At 66.3% G+C, this 17,412-nt stretch carries 20 protein-coding genes and 1 pseudogene; 9 read left to right on the top strand and 12 right to left on the bottom strand.

The window, feature by feature from the left end; translation table 11 throughout:
• Positions 1 to 113 precede the first annotated feature (113 nt).
• Positions 114 to 347 (top strand): annotated as a pseudogene (locus CYU59_RS27475) (DUF952 domain-containing protein); the annotation flags it as partial.
• Here the strand turns inward: CYU59_RS27475 and CYU59_RS27470 are convergent.
• The 3 genes from CYU59_RS27470 to ppgK form a co-directional block, all read right to left on the bottom strand.
• Positions 302 to 709: a RidA family protein gene (locus CYU59_RS27470; protein WP_293004433.1), complete on the bottom strand. Its 408-nt coding sequence runs from the start codon at positions 707 to 709 to the stop codon at positions 302 to 304. The pseudogene CYU59_RS27475 and the gene CYU59_RS27470 sit on opposite strands and share 46 nt — an antisense overlap.
• A 69-nt stretch (positions 710 to 778) precedes the next feature.
• Positions 779 to 2,320, bottom strand: a complete 1,542-nt coding sequence (locus CYU59_RS27465; RefSeq protein WP_293004432.1) for an RNA polymerase sigma factor — start codon at positions 2,318 to 2,320, stop codon at positions 779 to 781.
• A gap of 135 nt (positions 2,321 to 2,455) precedes the next feature.
• On the bottom strand, positions 2,456 to 3,262 hold the full coding sequence (gene ppgK, locus CYU59_RS27460; protein ID WP_293004431.1) for a polyphosphate--glucose phosphotransferase: 807 nt from the start codon (positions 3,260 to 3,262) through the stop codon (positions 2,456 to 2,458).
• Positions 3,263 to 3,343: 81 nt separating this feature from the next.
• Here ppgK and CYU59_RS27455 point away from each other — a divergent pair, with 81 nt between their 5' ends.
• Positions 3,344 to 4,219, top strand: a complete 876-nt coding sequence (locus CYU59_RS27455) for an inositol monophosphatase family protein (RefSeq protein WP_293004430.1) — start codon at positions 3,344 to 3,346, stop codon at positions 4,217 to 4,219.
• A 4-nt stretch (positions 4,220 to 4,223) separates the two neighbouring features.
• On the opposite strand, the gene cei is transcribed toward CYU59_RS27455, so the two are convergent.
• Entirely contained in the window at positions 4,224 to 4,874 is a 651-nt protein-coding gene (gene cei / locus CYU59_RS27450) for an envelope integrity protein Cei (RefSeq protein ID WP_293004429.1), read from the bottom strand.
• A gap of 163 nt (positions 4,875 to 5,037) precedes the next feature.
• Here cei and CYU59_RS27445 point away from each other — a divergent pair, with 163 nt between their 5' ends.
• The gene (locus CYU59_RS27445) at positions 5,038 to 5,340 is read left to right on the top strand and encodes a DUF4193 domain-containing protein (RefSeq protein ID WP_293004428.1); all 303 of its coding nucleotides are present in this window, start codon (positions 5,038 to 5,040) and stop codon (positions 5,338 to 5,340) included.
• 24 nt (positions 5,341 to 5,364) lie between these two features.
• On the opposite strand, the gene CYU59_RS27440 is transcribed toward CYU59_RS27445, so the two are convergent.
• Complete coding sequence (locus tag CYU59_RS27440) at positions 5,365 to 5,841, bottom strand: DUF3093 domain-containing protein (protein ID WP_293004427.1); 477 nt, start codon at positions 5,839 to 5,841, stop codon at positions 5,365 to 5,367.
• Between the two features lie 25 nt (positions 5,842 to 5,866).
• Here CYU59_RS27440 and dut point away from each other — a divergent pair, with 25 nt between their 5' ends.
• Together dut and CYU59_RS27430 are read left to right on the top strand one after the other, a co-directional pair.
• Complete coding sequence (gene dut / locus CYU59_RS27435; protein ID WP_293004426.1) at positions 5,867 to 6,331, top strand: dUTP diphosphatase; 465 nt, start codon at positions 5,867 to 5,869, stop codon at positions 6,329 to 6,331.
• Between the two features lie 60 nt (positions 6,332 to 6,391).
• On the top strand, positions 6,392 to 7,171 hold the full coding sequence (locus tag CYU59_RS27430) for a DUF3710 domain-containing protein (protein WP_293004425.1): 780 nt from the start codon (positions 6,392 to 6,394) through the stop codon (positions 7,169 to 7,171).
• Positions 7,172 to 7,207: 36 nt separating this feature from the next.
• Here CYU59_RS27430 and CYU59_RS27425 read toward each other — a convergent pair whose 3' ends face one another.
• Entirely contained in the window at positions 7,208 to 7,906 is a 699-nt protein-coding gene (locus CYU59_RS27425; protein ID WP_293004424.1) for an alpha/beta hydrolase, read from the bottom strand.
• A gap of 101 nt (positions 7,907 to 8,007) precedes the next feature.
• Here CYU59_RS27425 and CYU59_RS27420 point away from each other — a divergent pair, with 101 nt between their 5' ends.
• Positions 8,008 to 8,376 carry an OB-fold nucleic acid binding domain-containing protein gene (locus CYU59_RS27420; RefSeq protein WP_293004423.1) on the top strand — a complete coding sequence of 123 codons (369 nt, stop codon included), beginning with the start codon at positions 8,008 to 8,010 and terminating at the stop codon, positions 8,374 to 8,376.
• Between the two features lie 80 nt (positions 8,377 to 8,456).
• Positions 8,457 to 9,092 (top strand): DUF3159 domain-containing protein, encoded by a 636-nt coding sequence (locus CYU59_RS27415; protein WP_293004440.1) that lies wholly within the window; start codon positions 8,457 to 8,459, stop codon positions 9,090 to 9,092.
• On the opposite strand, the gene CYU59_RS27410 is transcribed toward CYU59_RS27415, so the two are convergent.
• Together CYU59_RS27410 and CYU59_RS27405 are read right to left on the bottom strand one after the other, a co-directional pair.
• Positions 9,043 to 9,705: a TrkA family potassium uptake protein gene (locus CYU59_RS27410; RefSeq protein ID WP_293004422.1), complete on the bottom strand. Its 663-nt coding sequence runs from the start codon at positions 9,703 to 9,705 to the stop codon at positions 9,043 to 9,045. The genes CYU59_RS27415 and CYU59_RS27410 overlap by 50 nt on opposite strands.
• 34 nt (positions 9,706 to 9,739) lie before the next feature.
• Positions 9,740 to 10,411 carry a TrkA family potassium uptake protein gene (locus CYU59_RS27405; RefSeq protein ID WP_293004421.1) on the bottom strand — a complete coding sequence of 224 codons (672 nt, stop codon included), beginning with the start codon at positions 10,409 to 10,411 and terminating at the stop codon, positions 9,740 to 9,742.
• Between the two features lie 107 nt (positions 10,412 to 10,518).
• Here CYU59_RS27405 and CYU59_RS27400 point away from each other — a divergent pair, with 107 nt between their 5' ends.
• A complete protein-coding gene (locus CYU59_RS27400) occupies positions 10,519 to 12,510 on the top strand; it encodes an APC family permease (RefSeq protein WP_293004420.1) in 1,992 nt (663 codons plus the stop codon).
• Positions 12,507 to 13,721, top strand: coding sequence for a TRAM domain-containing protein (locus CYU59_RS27395; protein WP_293004419.1), 1,215 nt, complete (start codon positions 12,507 to 12,509; stop codon positions 13,719 to 13,721). Before CYU59_RS27400 ends, CYU59_RS27395 begins: the two co-directional genes overlap by 4 nt.
• On the opposite strand, the gene CYU59_RS27390 is transcribed toward CYU59_RS27395, so the two are convergent.
• The 4 genes from CYU59_RS27390 to CYU59_RS27375 all read right to left on the bottom strand — a co-directional run bounded on the left by CYU59_RS27390 (position 13,718) and on the right by CYU59_RS27375 (position 17,369).
• The gene (locus CYU59_RS27390; RefSeq protein ID WP_293004418.1) at positions 13,718 to 15,007 is read right to left on the bottom strand and encodes an ArsB/NhaD family transporter; all 1,290 of its coding nucleotides are present in this window, start codon (positions 15,005 to 15,007) and stop codon (positions 13,718 to 13,720) included. The genes CYU59_RS27395 and CYU59_RS27390 overlap by 4 nt on opposite strands.
• Positions 15,008 to 15,054: 47 nt before the next feature.
• Positions 15,055 to 15,501, bottom strand: a complete 447-nt coding sequence (locus tag CYU59_RS27385; RefSeq protein WP_293004417.1) for a CBS domain-containing protein — start codon at positions 15,499 to 15,501, stop codon at positions 15,055 to 15,057.
• A 113-nt stretch (positions 15,502 to 15,614) separates the two neighbouring features.
• Positions 15,615 to 16,055, bottom strand: coding sequence for a CBS domain-containing protein (locus tag CYU59_RS27380; protein ID WP_293004416.1), 441 nt, complete (start codon positions 16,053 to 16,055; stop codon positions 15,615 to 15,617).
• Between the two features lie 15 nt (positions 16,056 to 16,070).
• Entirely contained in the window at positions 16,071 to 17,369 is a 1,299-nt protein-coding gene (locus CYU59_RS27375) for an ArsB/NhaD family transporter (protein ID WP_293004415.1), read from the bottom strand.
• Between the last annotated feature and the right edge of the window lie 43 nt (positions 17,370 to 17,412).

Here is a 17,412-nt window from a genome sequence, read left to right as displayed (position 1 = left end):
CCAAACACGCCGCTGCAGCACTTGCCAAACAACCCCAAATCACCTAGCGTTCAACATGACTCGTTGATCGCAACGCGTGAACCACGCCAGATCCGAAGTCCACCACTCGCCGGGACGCTATCCATCTGCCCGCCAACCGCCTTTATCGCGGCCGGCAGGACCTGGTCCTGCTGCACATAGATCCGTCTCATCTGACCTCACCCATTCGTTGGGAACTAGGAGTAGCAACGGATCCGGAGTCGATGGTGTTCCCGCACCTCTACGGCCCGTTGCCGATTGGGGCTGTGATTGACGCCACCAGCTACCGGCCCGGCGACGACGGCGACTTCCCGGAGCTCGGCGCGTAGGCGTCTGCCTCGATCTCGACGAGCAGCCCGGGCTCGATCAGCGCGGCCACCTCGACCATGGTGGCGGCCGGCCGGATCTCGCCGAACACCTCGGCGTGTGCCGCCGCGACCTCGCGCCAGCGCGCGATGTCGGTGACGTAGATGCGGGTGCGGATGACGTCGGTCAGCGCAGCGCCAGCTTCTTCCAGTGCATTAGCGATGCGTTGCAACACTTCTCGTGTTTGCTTGGCGATGTCATCGGATGGCCTGGAAGTAGTCGTCCCGGAGACCGCGACCCAAGGGCCAATTCGCACCGCACGCGAATACCCGACGGCCGCTTCGTATTCGGTGCCGGACGAGACGAGGATGCGCCTGGATGACATCGGGCCAACGTAAAGCAGACGCGGGCGTCAGCGCATCTGAATTATCTGCGCGACCTGTACGTCAGGCGACTAGTCCAGGTAGTCGCGCAGCACCTGCGAGCGGCTGGGGTGCCGCAGCTTCGACATCGTCTTGGACTCGATCTGGCGGATGCGCTCGCGAGTCACGCCGTATACCTGGCCGATCTCGTCGAGGGTGCGAGGCTGGCCGTCGGTGAGGCCGAAGCGCAGCCGTACGACGCCGGCTTCGCGCTCGGACAGCGTCTCCAGCACCGACTGCAACTGGTCTTGCAGCAGTGTGAACGACACCGCGTCGACGGCCACCACGGCCTCGCTGTCTTCGATGAAGTCACCGAGCTGGCTGTCGCCCTCGTCACCGATGGTCTGGTCGAGCGAGATCGGCTCCCGGGCGTACTGCTGGATCTCCAGCACCTTCTCCGGGGTGATGTCCATTTCCTTGGCAAGCTCTTCGGGCGTGGGCTCGCGGCCCAGGTCCTGCAGCAGCTCGCGCTGGATGCGGCCGAGCTTGTTGATCACCTCGACCATGTGCACCGGGATGCGGATGGTGCGGGCCTGGTCGGCCATGGCGCGGGTGATGGCCTGGCGGATCCACCAGGTCGCATAGGTGGAGAACTTGTAACCCTTTGTGTAATCGAACTTTTCGACCGCCCGGATGAGGCCGAGGTTGCCCTCCTGGATCAGGTCGAGGAACGCCATGCCGCGGCCGGTGTAGCGCTTGGCCAGCGAGACCACCAGTCGCAGGTTCGCCTCCAGCAGATGGTTCTTGGCGCGATCACCGTCGCGGCAGATCCACTGGTAGTCGCGACGCTGCGCGGCCGGGAGCTTCTCACCCTTTTCGGTCAGCTCCGTCATCAGCTGCGTGCAGTACAGGCCCGCCTCGATCCGCTTGGCCAGCTCGACCTCTTCTTCGGCGTTGAGCAGTGCCACCTTGCCGATTTGCTTGAGGTACGCGCGAACCGAATCCGCGGATGCCGTCAGTTCGGCGTCCTTGCGGGCCTGTCGGAGCGCTTCGGACTCGTCTTCGTCCCAGACGAAATCGCCTGAGGCTTTGTCCTTTTCGGTCGGCTCGACGATTTCTTCTTCGTCGGTTTCTTCTCCGGCGGGCTTGGCCGGCTCCTTGGCGACGGCCGCGGTGGTGCCGGCGGCCGGGCTGTCTTCGTCGTCGGAGTCCTCGGACGATTCGTCTTCGAGGTCTTCGAGATTCAGGTCTTCCTCGGCGAGGTCGATTTCTTCGACGGGACCACTGTCGAGATCGGCGTCGGTCTCGAGTTCTTCGGCCTCGACGTCGGCACCCGTCGCCTCGGCGTCGTCGGCGCCTTTCGTGGTGGCCTTCTTCGGGCGGCCGCGGGCCGGACCGGCCTTGGCGGCGGCACCCTTGGTCGCGGTGCCGGTTTTGTTGGCGGTGGTGGCTTTGGCGGCCTTCGCCGGAGCTTTGGCGGTCTTGGTGGTAGCCCCATTGGTGGCCTTGGCCGGCGATCGCTTGGCGGGTGCTTTGGCGGCGGTGCGCTTCACCGGCTCATCGGTTGCCGGTTGTGCTTTGGTCGCTGCCACGTAAACCCCTTCGGTAGAACTCTCGTCTGATGCTGCAGGCATGCTCAATCGGACGATGTCAGCTATGTCGAATGTCGGCGTCGATTATCAGTATGGATATTCGCCGCTATCTCCTCGGGCGGCTGCCGTTGACCATTGTAACGACAGCGCGGCTATACCCCCGCCACAGCGCGCAAATCAGTGCGTCACGTCGCGCGTCGCCGCCATCGCGGCGCCGACGATTCCGGCGGAATTCTGCAGGGCGGCGGCGACCACCGGGGTGCGGTTCTTCAGCAGCGGGACCCATTTGTCGGCTTTACGGCTCACACCACCGCCCGCGATGAACAGTTCGGGGCACATCGCGTTCTCGATCGCGATCAGAACTCTCGTCACCTGCTTCGCCCATTTTTCGAAGCTCCAGCCCTTTCGATCCCGGACCGAGGACGCGGCTCGGTGTTCGGCCTCTTTGCCGCCGACCTCCAAATGCCCGAACTCCGTGTTGGGCAGCAAAATCCCGTTGTGAATCACCGCTGACCCGATGCCCGTCCCGAAGGTGAGCAGAACCACCACGCCGCTGGTGTCCTTGCCGGCGCCGTAGCGTTCCTCGGCCAGTCCGGCGGCGTCGGCATCGTTGAGCACGACGACTTCCTGGCCGTTTAGGCCGGCGCTGATGATGTCGCGCGCATTGGTCCCGATCCATTTCTTGTCGACGTTCGCCGCAGTGCGCACGATGCCGTTGGTGACCACACCGGGATAGGTCACGCCCAGCGGGCCGGTCCAGTCGAATTCCTTGACCACGGCGGCGATCGTTTCGGCGACCGCGGACGGCGTCGCCGGCTGGGGCGTGAGCAGCTTGTAGCGATCGCCGACGAGTTCACCGGTTGCCAGGTCGACGATGCCGCCTTTGATGCCGCTGCCGCCCACGTCGATGCCGAAACCACGGGCGGCCGGTGTCACCGACCCGCCGGTCGGCGGTGGTGGGCTGATCGAGTCGGCAGGGGTCATCGAATCTCCTCGGCGGGACGTGGGCGTCGAGAAAACCCTAGTTGGTCGTCGGGTAGCGAGTCGCTGTGATGCGATGGATCGGTGAGCACACCCGAGAACGAGCCGGCTCGACTGCGCGCGGTGGCCGAGGCGCTGGCCGCCGAGGCGGCCGAGTTCGTCCGGCGGCGTCGTGACGAAGTGTTCGGCGCGGATGCCGGGACCGACAGCGACGACGCGGTGCGATCCAAGACGACGCCGACCGACCCGGTCACGGTCGTCGACACCGAAACCGAAGGTCTGCTGCGTGATCTGCTGGCCCGACGGCGATCTGGCGATGCCGTTCTCGGTGAAGAAATCGGCGGACCGACCGATCCGGCGAACGAGAACCCCGGGGGTGTCACCTGGGTGCTGGACCCCATCGACGGCACGGTGAACTTCGTCTACGGGATCCCGGCGTACGCGGTGTCGGTGGCGGCCCAGGTGGACGGCGTCTCGGTGGCCGGCGCGGTCGCCGATGTGGTCGGCGGGCGGCTGTACTCAGCCGGAGTCGGACTCGGCGCGCACGTCACCGATGCCGACGGCACCCGGCCGCTGCGGTGCAGCGCAGTCGACGACCTGTCGCTGGCCCTGGTGGGCACGGGGTTCGCCTATTCGCGGCGCCGTCGTACCGCGCAGGCGTCGCTGGTGTCCAACGTCCTGCCCAAGGTTCGCGATGTGCGCCGAATCGGTTCCGCGGCACTGGATTTGTGCGCGGTCGCGGCGGGCCGGCTCGACGCGTACTACGAGCACGGCCTCAAGGTGTGGGATCTGGCGGCGGGAGCGCTGATCGCCGCGGAAGCCGGTGCGCAGGTGCTGTTGCCGCTGCCGGCCGATCCGGACCGCGATGCGGCTCTGGTGGTCGCGGCGGCGCCCGGTGTCGCCGACCAGCTCCTCGCCGTGCTCGACGAGTTCGGCGGTCAGGCACCCATACCGGAGTGACCGGTCAGCAGGGGCCGGCGTGAATCTTCGACAGCAGCGAGGAATCGGCCGGTTCGACGTTGCCCGGTCGCAGCCCCGCGAGGACCGCGGCGATGTCGTCGCTGTGTGCCAGGGCGCCGAACTCGGTACCGATCGCCAGGTCCACGGAGTCGTCGGAGCGGTCGTCGCGGTACAACTCGGCACACGGGGCCACCAGCCACACCGCGGCCGCGCTGGCCTGGCCGGCTTCGCCGAACCGGATCTGTCCCTGACAGGTCAACCGCGTCTTGGCGTAGACGGGGTCGTTCGCGGCGGTCGGCTGCGCGAATCCGAGGTCGCGCAGTGCGCCCGAGACGTCGGCGGCCTGGCCGCCCCGCCCGCTGGCGTTCAGCACGCGAATTTTGGTGTCGGCCAATTTTGCCGGGGCGACATTGACCATGGTGCTCCGCGACACCGCGCTGCCCAGATGCGGCAGTGCCGGGTCGGTCTGCTCCGGTGGCGGGTTGCAGACCGTCGCCTCGTGCACTTCGGCCGGGCGGGTGAGTGCGATCGTCCACACCACCGCGCTGGCCACCAACAGCACCACGAGCAGGGCGATGGCGGGGCGGGCGTTACGGCGCCGAAAGGGGCGACCGTGCTTGTCGAAGGCAGTACCTTCGGTGATTTGCGCGACCACGTACGCACTCTAAGGCGCGGGGTTTAGTCCGAGGTAGCGCGGCCAATTTTGCCCTGTGACGTAAATCACAGCTGAACACTCTTGTATACGGGCACGAATCATTTGGTAGATGCGTTCGACGCTGGTACAAAACGTTGCTTGCAGTGTTACGAGGGGACAGACGATGGCAACCGATTACGACGCCCCACGGCGTACCGAATCCGACGACGTTTCAGAGGACTCACTCGAGGAACTCAAGGCTCGGCGAAACGAGGCGGCGTCGGCGGTGGTGGACGTCGACGAGTCCGAATCCGCCGAGTCGTTCGAGTTGCCGGGGGCCGACCTGTCCGGCGAGGAGCTGTCCGTTCGCGTGATCCCGAAGCAGGCCGACGAGTTCACCTGCTCGAGCTGCTTTCTCGTGCAGCACCGCAGCCGTCTCGCCAGCGAAAAGGGCGGCGTGATGATCTGTACGGACTGCGCGGCCTGACGTTGACCGTCGGGCTGTCGCCGACTAGCTGCGCAACGCCGACAACACCCGGTCCGGATGGCGGGTACTCACCAGCCAGTAGGGCGTCGGATCGTCTGCATCGTCCAACACCACCAGCACCATCGGACCCACCCAGCCTCGGTGCAAGACGAAGGCGGCCGGATCCAGCTGCCGTCCCAGCGCCGCGGATTTCGCGGTCTGGGGGATGTCGGCGGAGCGGGCGATCACGGTGACCGGCAAATGCGCCTCACCGGCCCACAACTCGACCTCACCGGCACCCGAGATGACGCGGACCTCGATGCGGCCGAGCCACAGTAAGGTCCCCGCGGCGACGACGAATAACACGGCGAACGGTAGCCACTGCGGCAGGCTCCGCACGCCCATGTTCACCTCGAAGGCGATGAGCCCGGCGAACGCGAAACCCAGCGGCCACCACCACCACGGCACCCACAACCGCTCGCTGTACCGCACGCCTTGCGGCGTGACTGGCGTCCCTGACACTCGGTCGAGGGTAGTCTGTGCCCCCGTGTCGACCAGTCTGGCGGTTGTTCGTCTCGACCCCGGGCTTCCGCTGCCCGCCCGGGCCCATCACGGTGATGCCGGCGTAGATCTCTACAGCGCCGAAGACCTCGAACTCGCGCCCGGACACCGGGCACTGGTCGGGACAGGGATTGCGGTGGCCATTCCGGTCGGGATGGTGGGCCTGGTGCACCCGAGGTCCGGATTGGCTGCGAGGGTTGGACTTTCGATCGTCAACAGTCCGGGCACCGTCGACGCGGGTTACCGTGGAGAGATCAAGGTCTCACTGATCAATCTCGACCCCACCACGCCGATCGTGGTGAACCGCGGCGACCGTATCGCCCAATTGCTGGTTCAGCGCGTCGAGCTGGTCGACTTGGTCGAGGTGTCGTCGTTCGACGAGGCCGGGTTGGCCGATACCTCCCGTGGCGCCGGCGGCCACGGCTCCTCTGGCGGACATGCAAGCCTTTGACCGCCGATGACGATAAACAGGGCAGTGCGATCCTGAAGAGCAGGAGGGGCGGCGCAGCTGATGGCATTTGGCAGGCGTAAATCGAAGGACGAACCGGCGGGCGAGCCGGAAACCGTTGCTACTCAAAGTAAGCCGGACGCATCCGTCGGCACGGTGGTCGATGGTGACCTCGACGGCCCGTTCGACATCGAGGATTTCGACGAGTCCGTGGTCGCGACCGAGGGTCGGCTCGACCTGGGTTCGGTGCTGGTGCCGTTGCCGCCGGCGGCGCAACTGCAGGTCGAGTTGACCGAGGTCGGGGTCCCGAGTGCGGTGTGGATCGTGACCGCGAACGGTCGCTTCACCATCGCCGCCTACGCGGCCCCCAAGACCGGCGGGCTGTGGCGCGAGGTGGCCGGTGAACTGGCCGAGTCGCTGCGTGGCGACGGTGCGTCGGTGACCATCCAGGACGGTCGCTGGGGCCGCGAGGTGGTCGGCACCGCATCGGGTGTGGTGCGGTTCATCGGGGTCGACGGTTACCGCTGGATGATTCGCTGCGTGGTCAACGGCTCGATCGAGAGTATCGACGCACTGACCGAAGAGGCGCGAAACGCGTTGCTGGATACGGTAATTCGCCGTGGTGACACTCCGTTACCGGTGCGTACGCCACTGCCGGTGCAGCTGCCTGAGCCGATGGCCTCGCAGCTGCGCGAAGCCGCTGCCGCTCAGGGTTCCGCCGGTGCGCAGCCCGTCGCGGCGCCGGACGCCGACGCCGACGTCGCCGCCGAGGAGTCGTCCGCGCCTGAGCGGCGCAGTGCCTCGGGATCGGCGATGCAGCAGCTGCGCGGCACCGGCAACTAGCCGGGCCGAAGGCCGCCCGCAGCGGCTCAGCGGCGACTACACCGACCGCAGTGCCGCCAGGCAGGCCGCGCCCAGCGCGGAGGCGTCCGCGCCGATCTGGTCGAGGGTGACGGTGCGTAACGCCCCCCGTGGCGCCGCAGCCGCCCACCGTCGCCCGACGTCGACGGGGTGAATCGGGTCGTCCTCGGCCGCTGCCACACCGAGCGGCACCGCCAAGCGCCGGAGTTCGGTCTCGGTCGGGGCGACGTACCCGGCGGCTTCCTCCATGGCAGCGGGCAGATGCGGCCACTGGCCGCGCCAGGACCGGGCCAACTCGTCGGCCAACCAGGGCGGGCTGGTCGCGCGCATCTGCGCGGTCGTGTCGTCCAACCCGTCGTGGCGCAGCTGGCGCGCCGACACCTGCGCGGCGATCGCGGCAGTCGCCCCGTCGGGCGGACCGGTCCAGGCCGGCAGCGCGGCCAGCACGGCGACGGTGTGCTCGGGGTGCTGTAACGCCCAGGCGAGGGACACCGCCGCACCGATCGACACGCCTCCCACCAGAATCGGAGCGCCTCGCGCGGCGTCATCCAGATCGTCGAGGTATCCGGCGATCAGCCGGTCGGGTTGAGGTCTCGGTGCAATCAGCTGCGCACCCGCCGTGCGCAGCGGATCACCGAAGGCCCGGGTGATGTAGCTGTCGTCAGAACCCGTTCCCGGCAGCACGACGGCGCGCACGCCGTCCAGGTCGATCCGCACCCCTTGATACTGCCCGGACGCCGCGTGGCGTTGGGGAACCAATCGGTCTACGGTGTCCGTTGGAATACAGGATCTGCAATTCACGACGCTCAGGAGAGGCCATGGCCGCGGAAGGTTATCTGCGCCGGCTGACTCGTCGGCTGACGGAGGACCCCGAGCAGCGTGACGCCGAGGAACTGCGCGACGAGGCGGTGACGACTGGCGCGCAGCGGGCGATCGACTGCCAGCGCGGCCAAGAGGTCACGGTGGTAGGAACACTGCGCAGTGTCGAGTGCAACGGCAAGGGCTGCGCCGACGGGGTTCGGGCCGAACTCTTCGACGGCACCGACACCATCGAGCTGGTCTGGTTGGGGCAGCGTCGGATTCCCGGCATCGAATCGGGACGCACGCTGCGGGTGCAGGGCCGGCTGGGCAAACTGGAAAACGGCAGCAAGGCAATCTACAACCCGCACTACGAGATTCAGCGGTGAGCCGTGCGGAGGACGCCGGCGATACGGCTGGTGCCGTCGACGGTGAACTAGCCGCCGACCGGCTCACGCCGGCCGAGCGGATGATGCAGCAACTGGGCGGCGTCTCGGGAATCGTCTACTCGTCGCTGCCGGTGCTGGTGTTCGTCGGCACCTCGCGGCTGCTCGGGCTTGCGGTGGCGTCGGCCGCCGCCCTCGGCGTCGCCGCGTTGATCCTGGTCTGGCGCCTGGCCCGGCGCGACTCGGTGCAGCCGGCCGTCTCCGGGCTGATCGGCGTGGCCGTCTGCGTGCTGATCGCCTACGTGATGGGGGAGTCGAAAGGCTATTTCCTGCTGGGTATTTGGACGTCACTGCTCTACGCGGCGGTGTTTGCGGTGTCGATCCTGCTGCGGCGACCGGTCGTCGGCTACATCTGGAGCTGGCTGCACGGCCACGACCGTGGCTGGCGCGGTGTGCGCCGCGCGGTCTACGCGTTCGACGTCGCCACTCTGACCTGGGCGGTGGTCTTTGCGGCCCGCTTCGTGGTGCAGCGGGTGCTCTACGACAGCGACCACACCGGCTGGCTGGTCGTGGCGCGGATCGCGATGGGCTGGCCGCTGACCGCGGTGGCGGCGGTGGTGACATTCCTGGCGATCCGAACGGCGCAGCGCGCGCTGGACGCCAGCGCAGTCACGGCGACGGCAGCAGATGCTGACGCAGTGCCTCTTCCGCCTCGGTGACCGCGACGAACAGCAGCTCGTCGCCGCCCTCCAAGGGTTCGTCGTCCTCGGGGACGATTACCCGGGGTCCACGCAGAATCGTCACCAGCGCGACGTCTCGCGGCAGCTGCAGCTTGCGCACCGGCTTTCCGCCCCATGGCGTGTTGTCCGGAAGCGTGATCTCGACCAGATTGGCCTGACCCCGCCGGAATTCCATCAGCCGGACCAGATCTCCGACCGCCACGGCTTCCTCGATCAGCGACGCCAACATCCGAGGGGTGGACACCGCCACGTCGACGCCCCACGCGTCGGTGAACAGCCATTCGTTGCGGGGATCGTTGACCCGGGCCACCACGCGGGGGACCGCGAATTCCGTTTTGGCCAACAGGCTGAGCACCACGTTGGCCTTGTCGTCACCGGTGGCGGCCACCACCACGTCGAACTCGTGCAACTGCACCGACTCCAGCACGCTCACCTCGCACGCGTCGCCCAGGCGCCAGTGCGCGGCGGGAATCGCGTCCTCGTCGATGTGCTCGGGCTTGCGCTCGATCAACGTCACGTCGTGATGGTTGTCGATCAGCTCGCGGGCCACTGAGCGGCCCACCGCGCCGGCTCCCGCAATCGCGACTCTCATGGGCGCCACTCCTCAACCCCGGCTTCGGCGCGTCTCATGACTCGGAGTCCTCGCTCGGTGGCAGCGCCGCAATGGCCAGTGCCTCGGCGGCGTGTCCGGAGATCGCGGCGATGTAGATCTCGTCGCCGGACTGGATGACCGTTTTGGGCTCGGGGAGTATCCCGGTGCCGAACCGAATGACGAACGCCACCCGCGCGCCGGTCGCGGACTCCAGGTCGGTGGCCAGCCGGCCGACCCAGTCCTCGTGCAGGGCCACCTCGAGGACGGCGACGGTGCCGCTGGGGTCCCGCCACTTGGCCGTCTCGCTCTCCCGGGTGAGCGCGTGCAGCAGGCGGTCGGTGGTCCACGGCACGGTGGCGATGGTGGGAATGCCGAGGCGTTCGTAGACCTCGGCGCGCTTGGCGTCGTAGATCCGGGCAACCACGCGGCGTACTCCGAACGTCTCCCGGGCCAGCCGCGCCGAAATGATGTTCGAGTTGTCGCCGGACGACACCGCGGCGAACGCGTCGGCTCCCTCGATACCGGCCTTCAGCAGCACATCCCGGTCGAATCCCAGGCCCAGTACCCGTTCGCCGGCGAACTCAGGGCTCAGCCGGGTGAACGCGGTGTCGTCGCTGTCGATCACCGCGACCTCGTGGCCGATCCGGGACAGTCCGTCGGCGACCGACGATCCCACCCGGCCGCAGCCCATCACAACGACTCGCACGCATGCGTCCTCTCGGCCCGGTCAGCCGCAGTGGCCAGCCGGTTTGGGAGACATTCTCGTCTACCGAACCGTACCGGCAGGCACGGTTGCGCTTACTCTTGGCTCTCGTGTCCAAACTTTCGACTGCGACGCGCCGACTGCTTCTGGGCCGGCCGTTTCGCAGCGACCGGCTGAGCCACACCCTGCTGCCCAAACGGATCGCGCTGCCGGTGTTCGCCTCCGACGCGCTCTCCTCGGTCGCGTACGCCCCCGAAGAGGTCTTCCTGATGCTGTCGGTGGCTGGTCTGGCGGCGTACTCGCTGACGCCGTGGATCGGCGTCGCGGTGGCGGCAGTGATGTTGGTGGTGGTGGCCAGCTACCGGCAGAACGTGCACGCCTATCCATCCGGTGGTGGTGACTACGAGGTGGTGACCACCAACCTCGGGGCCAACGCGGGACTGACCGTGGCCAGCGCGTTGATGGTGGATTACGTTCTCACGGTTGCTGTTTCGACGGCGTCGGCCATGTCGAACATCGGATCCGCGATCCCGTTCGTGGCCAGCCACAAAGTGTTCTTCTGCGTGAGCGCGATCTTGATCGTGATGGCGCTCAACCTGCGCGGTATCCGTGAATCCGGTGTGGCCTTTGCCATTCCCACGTATGCGTTCATCGTCGGCGTCGGCGCGATGCTCGTTTGGGGTTTGATCCGGATCTACGTGATGGGCGAGCCGCTGCGTGCCGAGTCCGCCGGGTTCACGATGCACGCCGAGCACGGTTCGATTACCGGCTTCGCGCTGGCATTCCTGGTGGCGCGGTCGTTCTCGTCCGGCTGCGCGGCGCTGACCGGTGTCGAGGCAATCAGCAACGGGGTGCCGGCTTTTCGAAAGCCCAAGTCGCGCAATGCGGCGACGACACTGCTGATGCTCGGCGCGATCGCCGTCAGCCTGCTGGTGGGCATCATCCTGTTGGCCAAAGAGACGCGCGTGCAGATCGTCGACAACCCCGCCGCACAGCTCACCGGCACGCCGAGCGACTACCAGCAGAAGACGCTCGTCACTCAGATCGCGCAAGCCGTTTTCGGCAGCTTCCACATCGGCTTCCTGCTGATAGCCGTCGTGACCGCGCTGATCCTGGTACTGGCCGCCAACACCGCGTTCAACGGATTCCCGGTGCTCGGCTCGGTGCTCGCGCAGGACAGCTATCTGCCCCGCCAGTTGCACACCCGCGGCGATCGGCTGGCGTTCTCCAACGGCATCGTGTTCCTCGCCGTCGCGGCTCTCGCCGCGATCATCGCGTTCCGGGCGCAAGTCACCGCGCTGATCCAGCTGTACATCGTCGGGGTTTTCATTTCGTTCACCCTGAGTCAAATCGGCATGGTCCGGCACTGGACTCGCTTGTTACGCAACGAAACCGACCCCGTCGTCCGTAGGGGGATGATGCGGTCCCGGGTCGTCAACACAATCGGATTCGTGGCGACCGGCACTGTGCTGCTGGTCGTGATGGTCACCAAATTCCTCGCCGGAGCCTGGATCGCGATCGTAGCGATGGTGCTGCTCTTCGCGCTGATGAAGATGATCCGGAAGCACTACGACACGGTCAGCCGGGAAATCGACCAGCTCGCCGACGGCCATGACGTGGTGCTGCCCAGCAAGAATCACGCCATCGTCCTGGTCTCGAAGCTGCACCTGCCGACACTGCGGGCGCTGGCCTACGCGCGGGCGACGAGACCCGATGTGCTGGAGGCAATCACGGTCAGCGTCGACGACGCCGACACCCGCAAGTTGGTTCGCCGCTGGGAGGACAGCAAGCTCAGCGTGCCATTGAAGGTCATCGCCTCGCCGTACCGCGAAATCACCCGTCCGATACTGGATTACGTGAAGCGAGTCAGTAAGGAGTCGCCGCGCAGCGTGGTGACGGTGTTCCTGCCCGAATACGTGGTCGGGCACTGGTGGGAGCACGTGCTGCACAACCAGAGTGCGTTGCGGTTGAAGGGGCGGCTGCTGTTCATGCCCGGGGTGATGGTGACATCGGTTCCCTGGCAACTCAGTTCGTCGGAGCGGATCAAGACGATGCAACCGCACGCGGCCCCCGGCGATGCGCGTCGAGGGATCTTCGATTGACCTCGGAGACCACTGCGGCGCCACCGCCGGCGCTGGGCGAGTTGACGCTGACCGTGGGTGCGCCGGCCAACGGCGGTAGCTGCGTGGCGCGCCACGACGGCCGGGTGGTGTTCGTCCGTTACGCATTGCCCGGTGAGCAGGTGCGGGTGCGGGTCACCTCCGACCGAGGTTCGTATTGGCACGCCGAAACCATCGAGGTGATCGATCCGTCCGCCGACCGCACCGCGTCGCTGTGCCCGATCGCGGGCGTCGACGGAGCCGGTTGCTGCGACCTCGCGTTCGTCGACCCGGTCGCTGCGCGTGCGCTGAAAGCCGCGGTGGTGTCCAATCAGCTTGCGCGGCTGGGTAATTACCAGTGGAGCGGTGAAGTCCTGCCGCTGGGATCGACCGGGTCCACCGGCTGGCGCACACGGATCCGGCTCGATGTGGGCCCCGATGGGCGCCCGGGATTCCACCGGTACCGCAGCGATGATCTGGTCGCCGAACTCAATTGCGGTCAGCTGCCGCCGGGATTGACGGACGGGCTGACCGACACCGCGTGGGCACCCGGCGCGCATCTGCACGTCGTCGTCGACGACGACGGCCGGCGACATGTGGCACGAACCGTGCGCCAAGGCCACCGCAACGTCACCGACGTGGTCGAGGGCGGACTTCGGGGTGTGCAGCGGGTCGGCCGGCATCGCTGGGAGGTGCCGGTGACGGGTTTTTGGCAGGCTCATCGCGACGCGGCCCGCACCTACAGCGAGCTCGTGAGTGACTGGGCCCGACCCGATCCGGGCATGACGACGTGGGATCTGTACGGCGGCGCAGGGCTTTTCGCCGCGGTGCTGGCTGACGCGGTGGGGGAGTCGGGTCAGGTACTCACCGTCGACAGCGCGCGGGCCGCGTCGCGTTCGGCCCGGGCGACGCTGGCCGAATACCCGCAGGTGCGGGTGGTCAGCGACTCGGTGCGGCGGGCATTGGCCGGGCAGCGCGGTCGCGCCGATGTGGCCGTGCTGGATCCCCCGCGCGGCGGTGCCGGTCGCGAGGTGATCGACCTGCTGGCCGCGGCGGGAGTGCCGCGTATCATCCACATTGGTTGTGAGGCAGCATCATTCGCCCGTGACGTCGGGCTCTACCAGCGGCACGGATACACGGTGCAGAAGCTTTCGGTGTTCGACTCGTTCCCGCTGACACACCACATCGAGTGCGTCGCGTTGATCACCCGCTAGCCGAACACGAAATACCGCAGCCACAGATACAGCGCGCAGACCACAGTGGACAGTGCGGTGGCCGCGATGCCTTTACGGGTGAATTCCCAGAACGAGATGGGATTGCCGGAACGCATCGCGATGCCGATCATCACGATGTTGGCGGTGGACCCGACAGCGGTCAGGTTGCCGCCCAGGTCGCCGCCGAGCGCCAACGACCACCACAGCACATCGTGATGCGACTGACCGGGCATCGTCGAGGCCAGGTGGTCGACGATCGGTGTCATGGTCGCGATATAAGGCACGTTGTCGATCAGGCCGGAGGCCACGGTCGACACGACGAGGATCAGCATCGTCGCCAACAGCATGTTGCCGCCGATCGCGCTGGCCGCCAGTCGTCCAACGGTGCCAATGAAGCCGGTTTTCAGCAGGGCGCCGACCATGACGAACAGGCCGACGATGAACAGCAGGGTGTCCCACTCGACGTTGGCCAGGTAGTCGGACTGGTCGGTCCGCGACCACAGGATCAGGGCGCCGGCGCCCAGCAGTGCCACCAGTGACGGCGCCAGGTGGATGTTCGGGGAGACGACGAACCCGGCAAGGACGGCTACGAGTACGACACCGGACTTGATCAAGAGTCCGCGATCGTGCAGCACGTCATCGTCGTCCATCGAGACGACATCGGCGACGCGCGCGGGATCGACGGTGCCGAGACCGCGAAACAGCACGGGCACGAAGGCGATCAGAACAAGCATGACGATCAGCACGACCGGTGCCATGTTCACGAAAAACGCATTGAACGACAACCCTTTACGAGCCCCGATGATGATGTTCGGTGGGTCACCGACCAGTGTTGCGGCGCCGCCGATATTGGAGGCGAAGACCTCCGCGATCAGCAGCGGCACCGGGTTGATCTCCAGGCGCTCGCACACCAGCAGGGTCACCGGCGCGATCAGCAGCACCGATACGACGTTGGGCAGGATCGCCGATGCCAGGGCCATTACCAGCATCAATAAAATCATGATGCGCAGAGGAGAGCCGTTGGCCCGTCTGACCGCCCAGATCGCCGCGTACTCGAAGGCCCCGGTCTGGCGCATGATGCTGACGATGATCATCATGCCGAACATCAAAAATATGACATCCCAGTCGATTCCGCTGTCCTGGGAGTAGAAGACGTCGGCGGAGTCCATCACCGGCAGGCAGACCACGAGGCCCGCGCCGACAAGCGCGACCGCGGTCTTGTTGAAACGCTCGCTGATGATGAGCGCGTAGGCGATGACGAACACCGCGATCGCGTAGTAAATCATCGACGCGGCCTAGCCGGACGGGTGCTGAGGTTGCGGGCGCGGCCCGGTCATTCCTTCAGGGCGGCGGCCAGCAACCGGGACGCGGTGATCACGCCGTGCAGCTTTCCATCCTTGACCACGGCGACCAACGGGCTGCGCAGTCGCGCCATGACCTCGGCCACCTCGATGATGGTGTCGTCGGCCTCGGCGACCGGGATGTGCTGGCGCTGTTTGGGCAGCAATTCGCGAATGGTCTTGCCGCTCAACTTCTCCGCCGCGTGATCGGCCATCGTCTCGGTGACCACGCTGGCCAGCCCGGGGTCGTCCTGGACGTAGCCCGGCACGATGAAACGCACCACCTGCGAAGCTGGCAGCACCGCGAACGGCGTCTCGGAGGTGTCGGTGACGACCACCAATCCGTTCAGCCGGTGCTCAGCGAGCAAACGGACAGCATCCAGCGCATTCGAGTCGATTTTTACTACCGGGAACTTCTCGTCGAGATCCTCTGCCCGCACACCGCAACAATACGTCTGCTTCGAGGAATCGGTTAACGGGACTGGCGTAAGGGCTTTCTCAGGTTGCGTTCGAAACGACCAGGCAAACGTGCAGCGTCGGCGCCAAAGCGAACTCAGGATTTGAGCGCAGCGGCCAACAGTCGTGAGGCCGTGATCACACCGTGCAGCTTTCCGTTCTTGGTCACCGCGATCAGCGGGCACCGAAGACGAGCCAGTTCGGCGGCCACTTTGATGACACCGTCACGCGCATCGACCGAGGGCAGTTTTTTCGGTGGCGTGGAGACGACCTCGCCTACCGTCTTGCCGGCCAGGTTCTGCGCGTAGTCGCCCAGTGCGTCACCCATGACACCGGCCAGCATCAAGTCGTCCTGTACGTAACGCGGCAGAATCAGGTGCAGCACCTCAGAGGCCAGCAACACCGCGTACGGCTTCTGGGACGCGTCGGTGACGATCAGGCCCGGCAGGTGGTGCTCGGCGATCATGCGCGCCGCGTCCAGGGCGTCTGAACCCACATCCACGATGGGGAATTGCTCGTCGAGGTCCTCTGCTCGCACTAGGCCACCTTACGATCAGAAGTAGCGCAGCCACAGGTAGCCGAGAGAAAGAACGAACGATACGGCCGTCACTGCCGCTCCGCGTTTGGTGAAGTCCCAGAACGACACCGGATGGCCGGCGCGTTTGGCGATCCCGACCGCGACGATGTTGGCGCTGGCGCCGACCGGAGTGAGGTTGCCGCCGAGCACGGTGCCCAGCAGCAGCGCCCACCACAGCACACCGGATCCCGCGTGCCCGGGAATGGAGTCGGCGAACTGCGCGACGATCGGCGTCATTGCGGCCGCGTAGGGAACATTGTTGATGAAGCTGCCGAGCGTGAAGGAGATTGTGAGGATCAACAGCGTCGCGGTCCAGGCATCGCCGTGGGCGAATCCGCTGGCCACTTTCGCCAGTTCCTTGATGACGCCGGTCCGCACCAAGGCCCCCACCATGACGAACAGTCCGGCGAAGAACAGCAGCGTCTCCCATTCGACGCTGGCAAGGTAGAACTCGCGTTCCAACCCCGAGATCACGATCAGGATGCCGGCCCCGGCCATCGCCACCATGGACGGCTCCATGTGGATCTGCTTGTGCAGCACAAATCCAGTGAAAACCACGGTCAACACGATCCCGCACTGCAGCAGCAGCTTCGAATCACGGATTGCTTCGCGTTCGTTGAGCGACATGACGTCGGCGGCCCGATCCGGATCGACGACCCAAAAGCCCGGGTAGAGCCGCGGCAGCATGGCGATCAGCGCGACAAGCACGAGCAGGACCGCCGGCGCCATATTGGCGCTGAACTCGATGAAGGTCAGGTGTGCGCCGGTACCGATGATGATGCTGGTCGGGTCACCGACCAGGGTGGCCGCACCAGCGATGTTGGCGGCGATCGCCTCGATGACGAGGTAAGGCGCAGGGTTGACCGCGAGACGATCGCACACCAGCAAGGTCACCGGTGCGATCAACAGCACTGTGGTCACGTTGTCCAGAACGGCTGTGCCCAGCGCGGTGACCAGGATCAGCAGAATCATGATCCGCAGTGGTGATCCCTTGGCGCGCTTGGCAGACCAGATCGCAACGTATTCGAAAGCGCCGGTCTGACGCACAACGCTGACGATGATCATCATGCCGAGCAGCAGGAACAGAACGTCCCAGTTGACTCCGGTGTCGCGGGAGTAGAAGACGTCTTCAGAACTGATCAGCGGCAGGAAGAACATCAGCGTCGCGCCCGCCAACGCCACCTTGGTCTTGTTGAACCGCTCGGTGGTGATCAGCACATAGCAAACGACGAAGACGGTAGACGCGTAGATCGCGTGGAAGAGGGCGCTGCTCATCGGCGGTCCAGCCGTTGGGCGTGCGCGTGGCTCGGCATGGACG

Source organism: Mycobacterium sp. (genome assembly GCF_002863225.1).
Taxonomy (GTDB): domain Bacteria; phylum Actinomycetota; class Actinomycetes; order Mycobacteriales; family Mycobacteriaceae; genus Mycobacterium.
The sequence above is the reverse complement of the archived record's forward strand: the minus strand, read 5'-3'. Positions and strand labels throughout refer to the sequence as shown.

What these genes read in the sequence shown, in the direction of transcription:
- CYU59_RS27390 (WP_293004418.1), bottom strand. Translation starts at nt 15,007, where the DNA reads ATGATTTACTACGCGATCGCGGTGTTCGTCATCGCCTACGCGCTCATC.
- CYU59_RS27410 (WP_293004422.1), bottom strand. Translation starts at nt 9,705, where the DNA reads ATGAGAGTCGCGATTGCGGGAGCCGGCGCGGTGGGCCGCTCAGTGGCC.
- ppgK (WP_293004431.1), bottom strand. Translation starts at nt 3,262, where the DNA reads ATGACCCCTGCCGACTCGATCAGCCCACCACCGCCGACCGGCGGGTCG.
- CYU59_RS27465 (WP_293004432.1), bottom strand. Translation starts at nt 2,320, where the DNA reads ATGCCTGCAGCATCAGACGAGAGTTCTACCGAAGGGGTTTACGTGGCA.
- CYU59_RS27375 (WP_293004415.1), bottom strand. Translation starts at nt 17,369, where the DNA reads ATGAGCAGCGCCCTCTTCCACGCGATCTACGCGTCTACCGTCTTCGTC.
- CYU59_RS27430 (WP_293004425.1), top strand. Translation starts at nt 6,392, where the DNA reads ATGGCATTTGGCAGGCGTAAATCGAAGGACGAACCGGCGGGCGAGCCG.
- CYU59_RS27470 (WP_293004433.1), bottom strand. Translation starts at nt 709, where the DNA reads ATGTCATCCAGGCGCATCCTCGTCTCGTCCGGCACCGAATACGAAGCG.
- CYU59_RS27415 (WP_293004440.1), top strand. Translation starts at nt 8,457, where the DNA reads ATGATGCAGCAACTGGGCGGCGTCTCGGGAATCGTCTACTCGTCGCTG.
- CYU59_RS27445 (WP_293004428.1), top strand. Translation starts at nt 5,038, where the DNA reads ATGGCAACCGATTACGACGCCCCACGGCGTACCGAATCCGACGACGTT.
- CYU59_RS27420 (WP_293004423.1), top strand. Translation starts at nt 8,008, where the DNA reads ATGGCCGCGGAAGGTTATCTGCGCCGGCTGACTCGTCGGCTGACGGAG.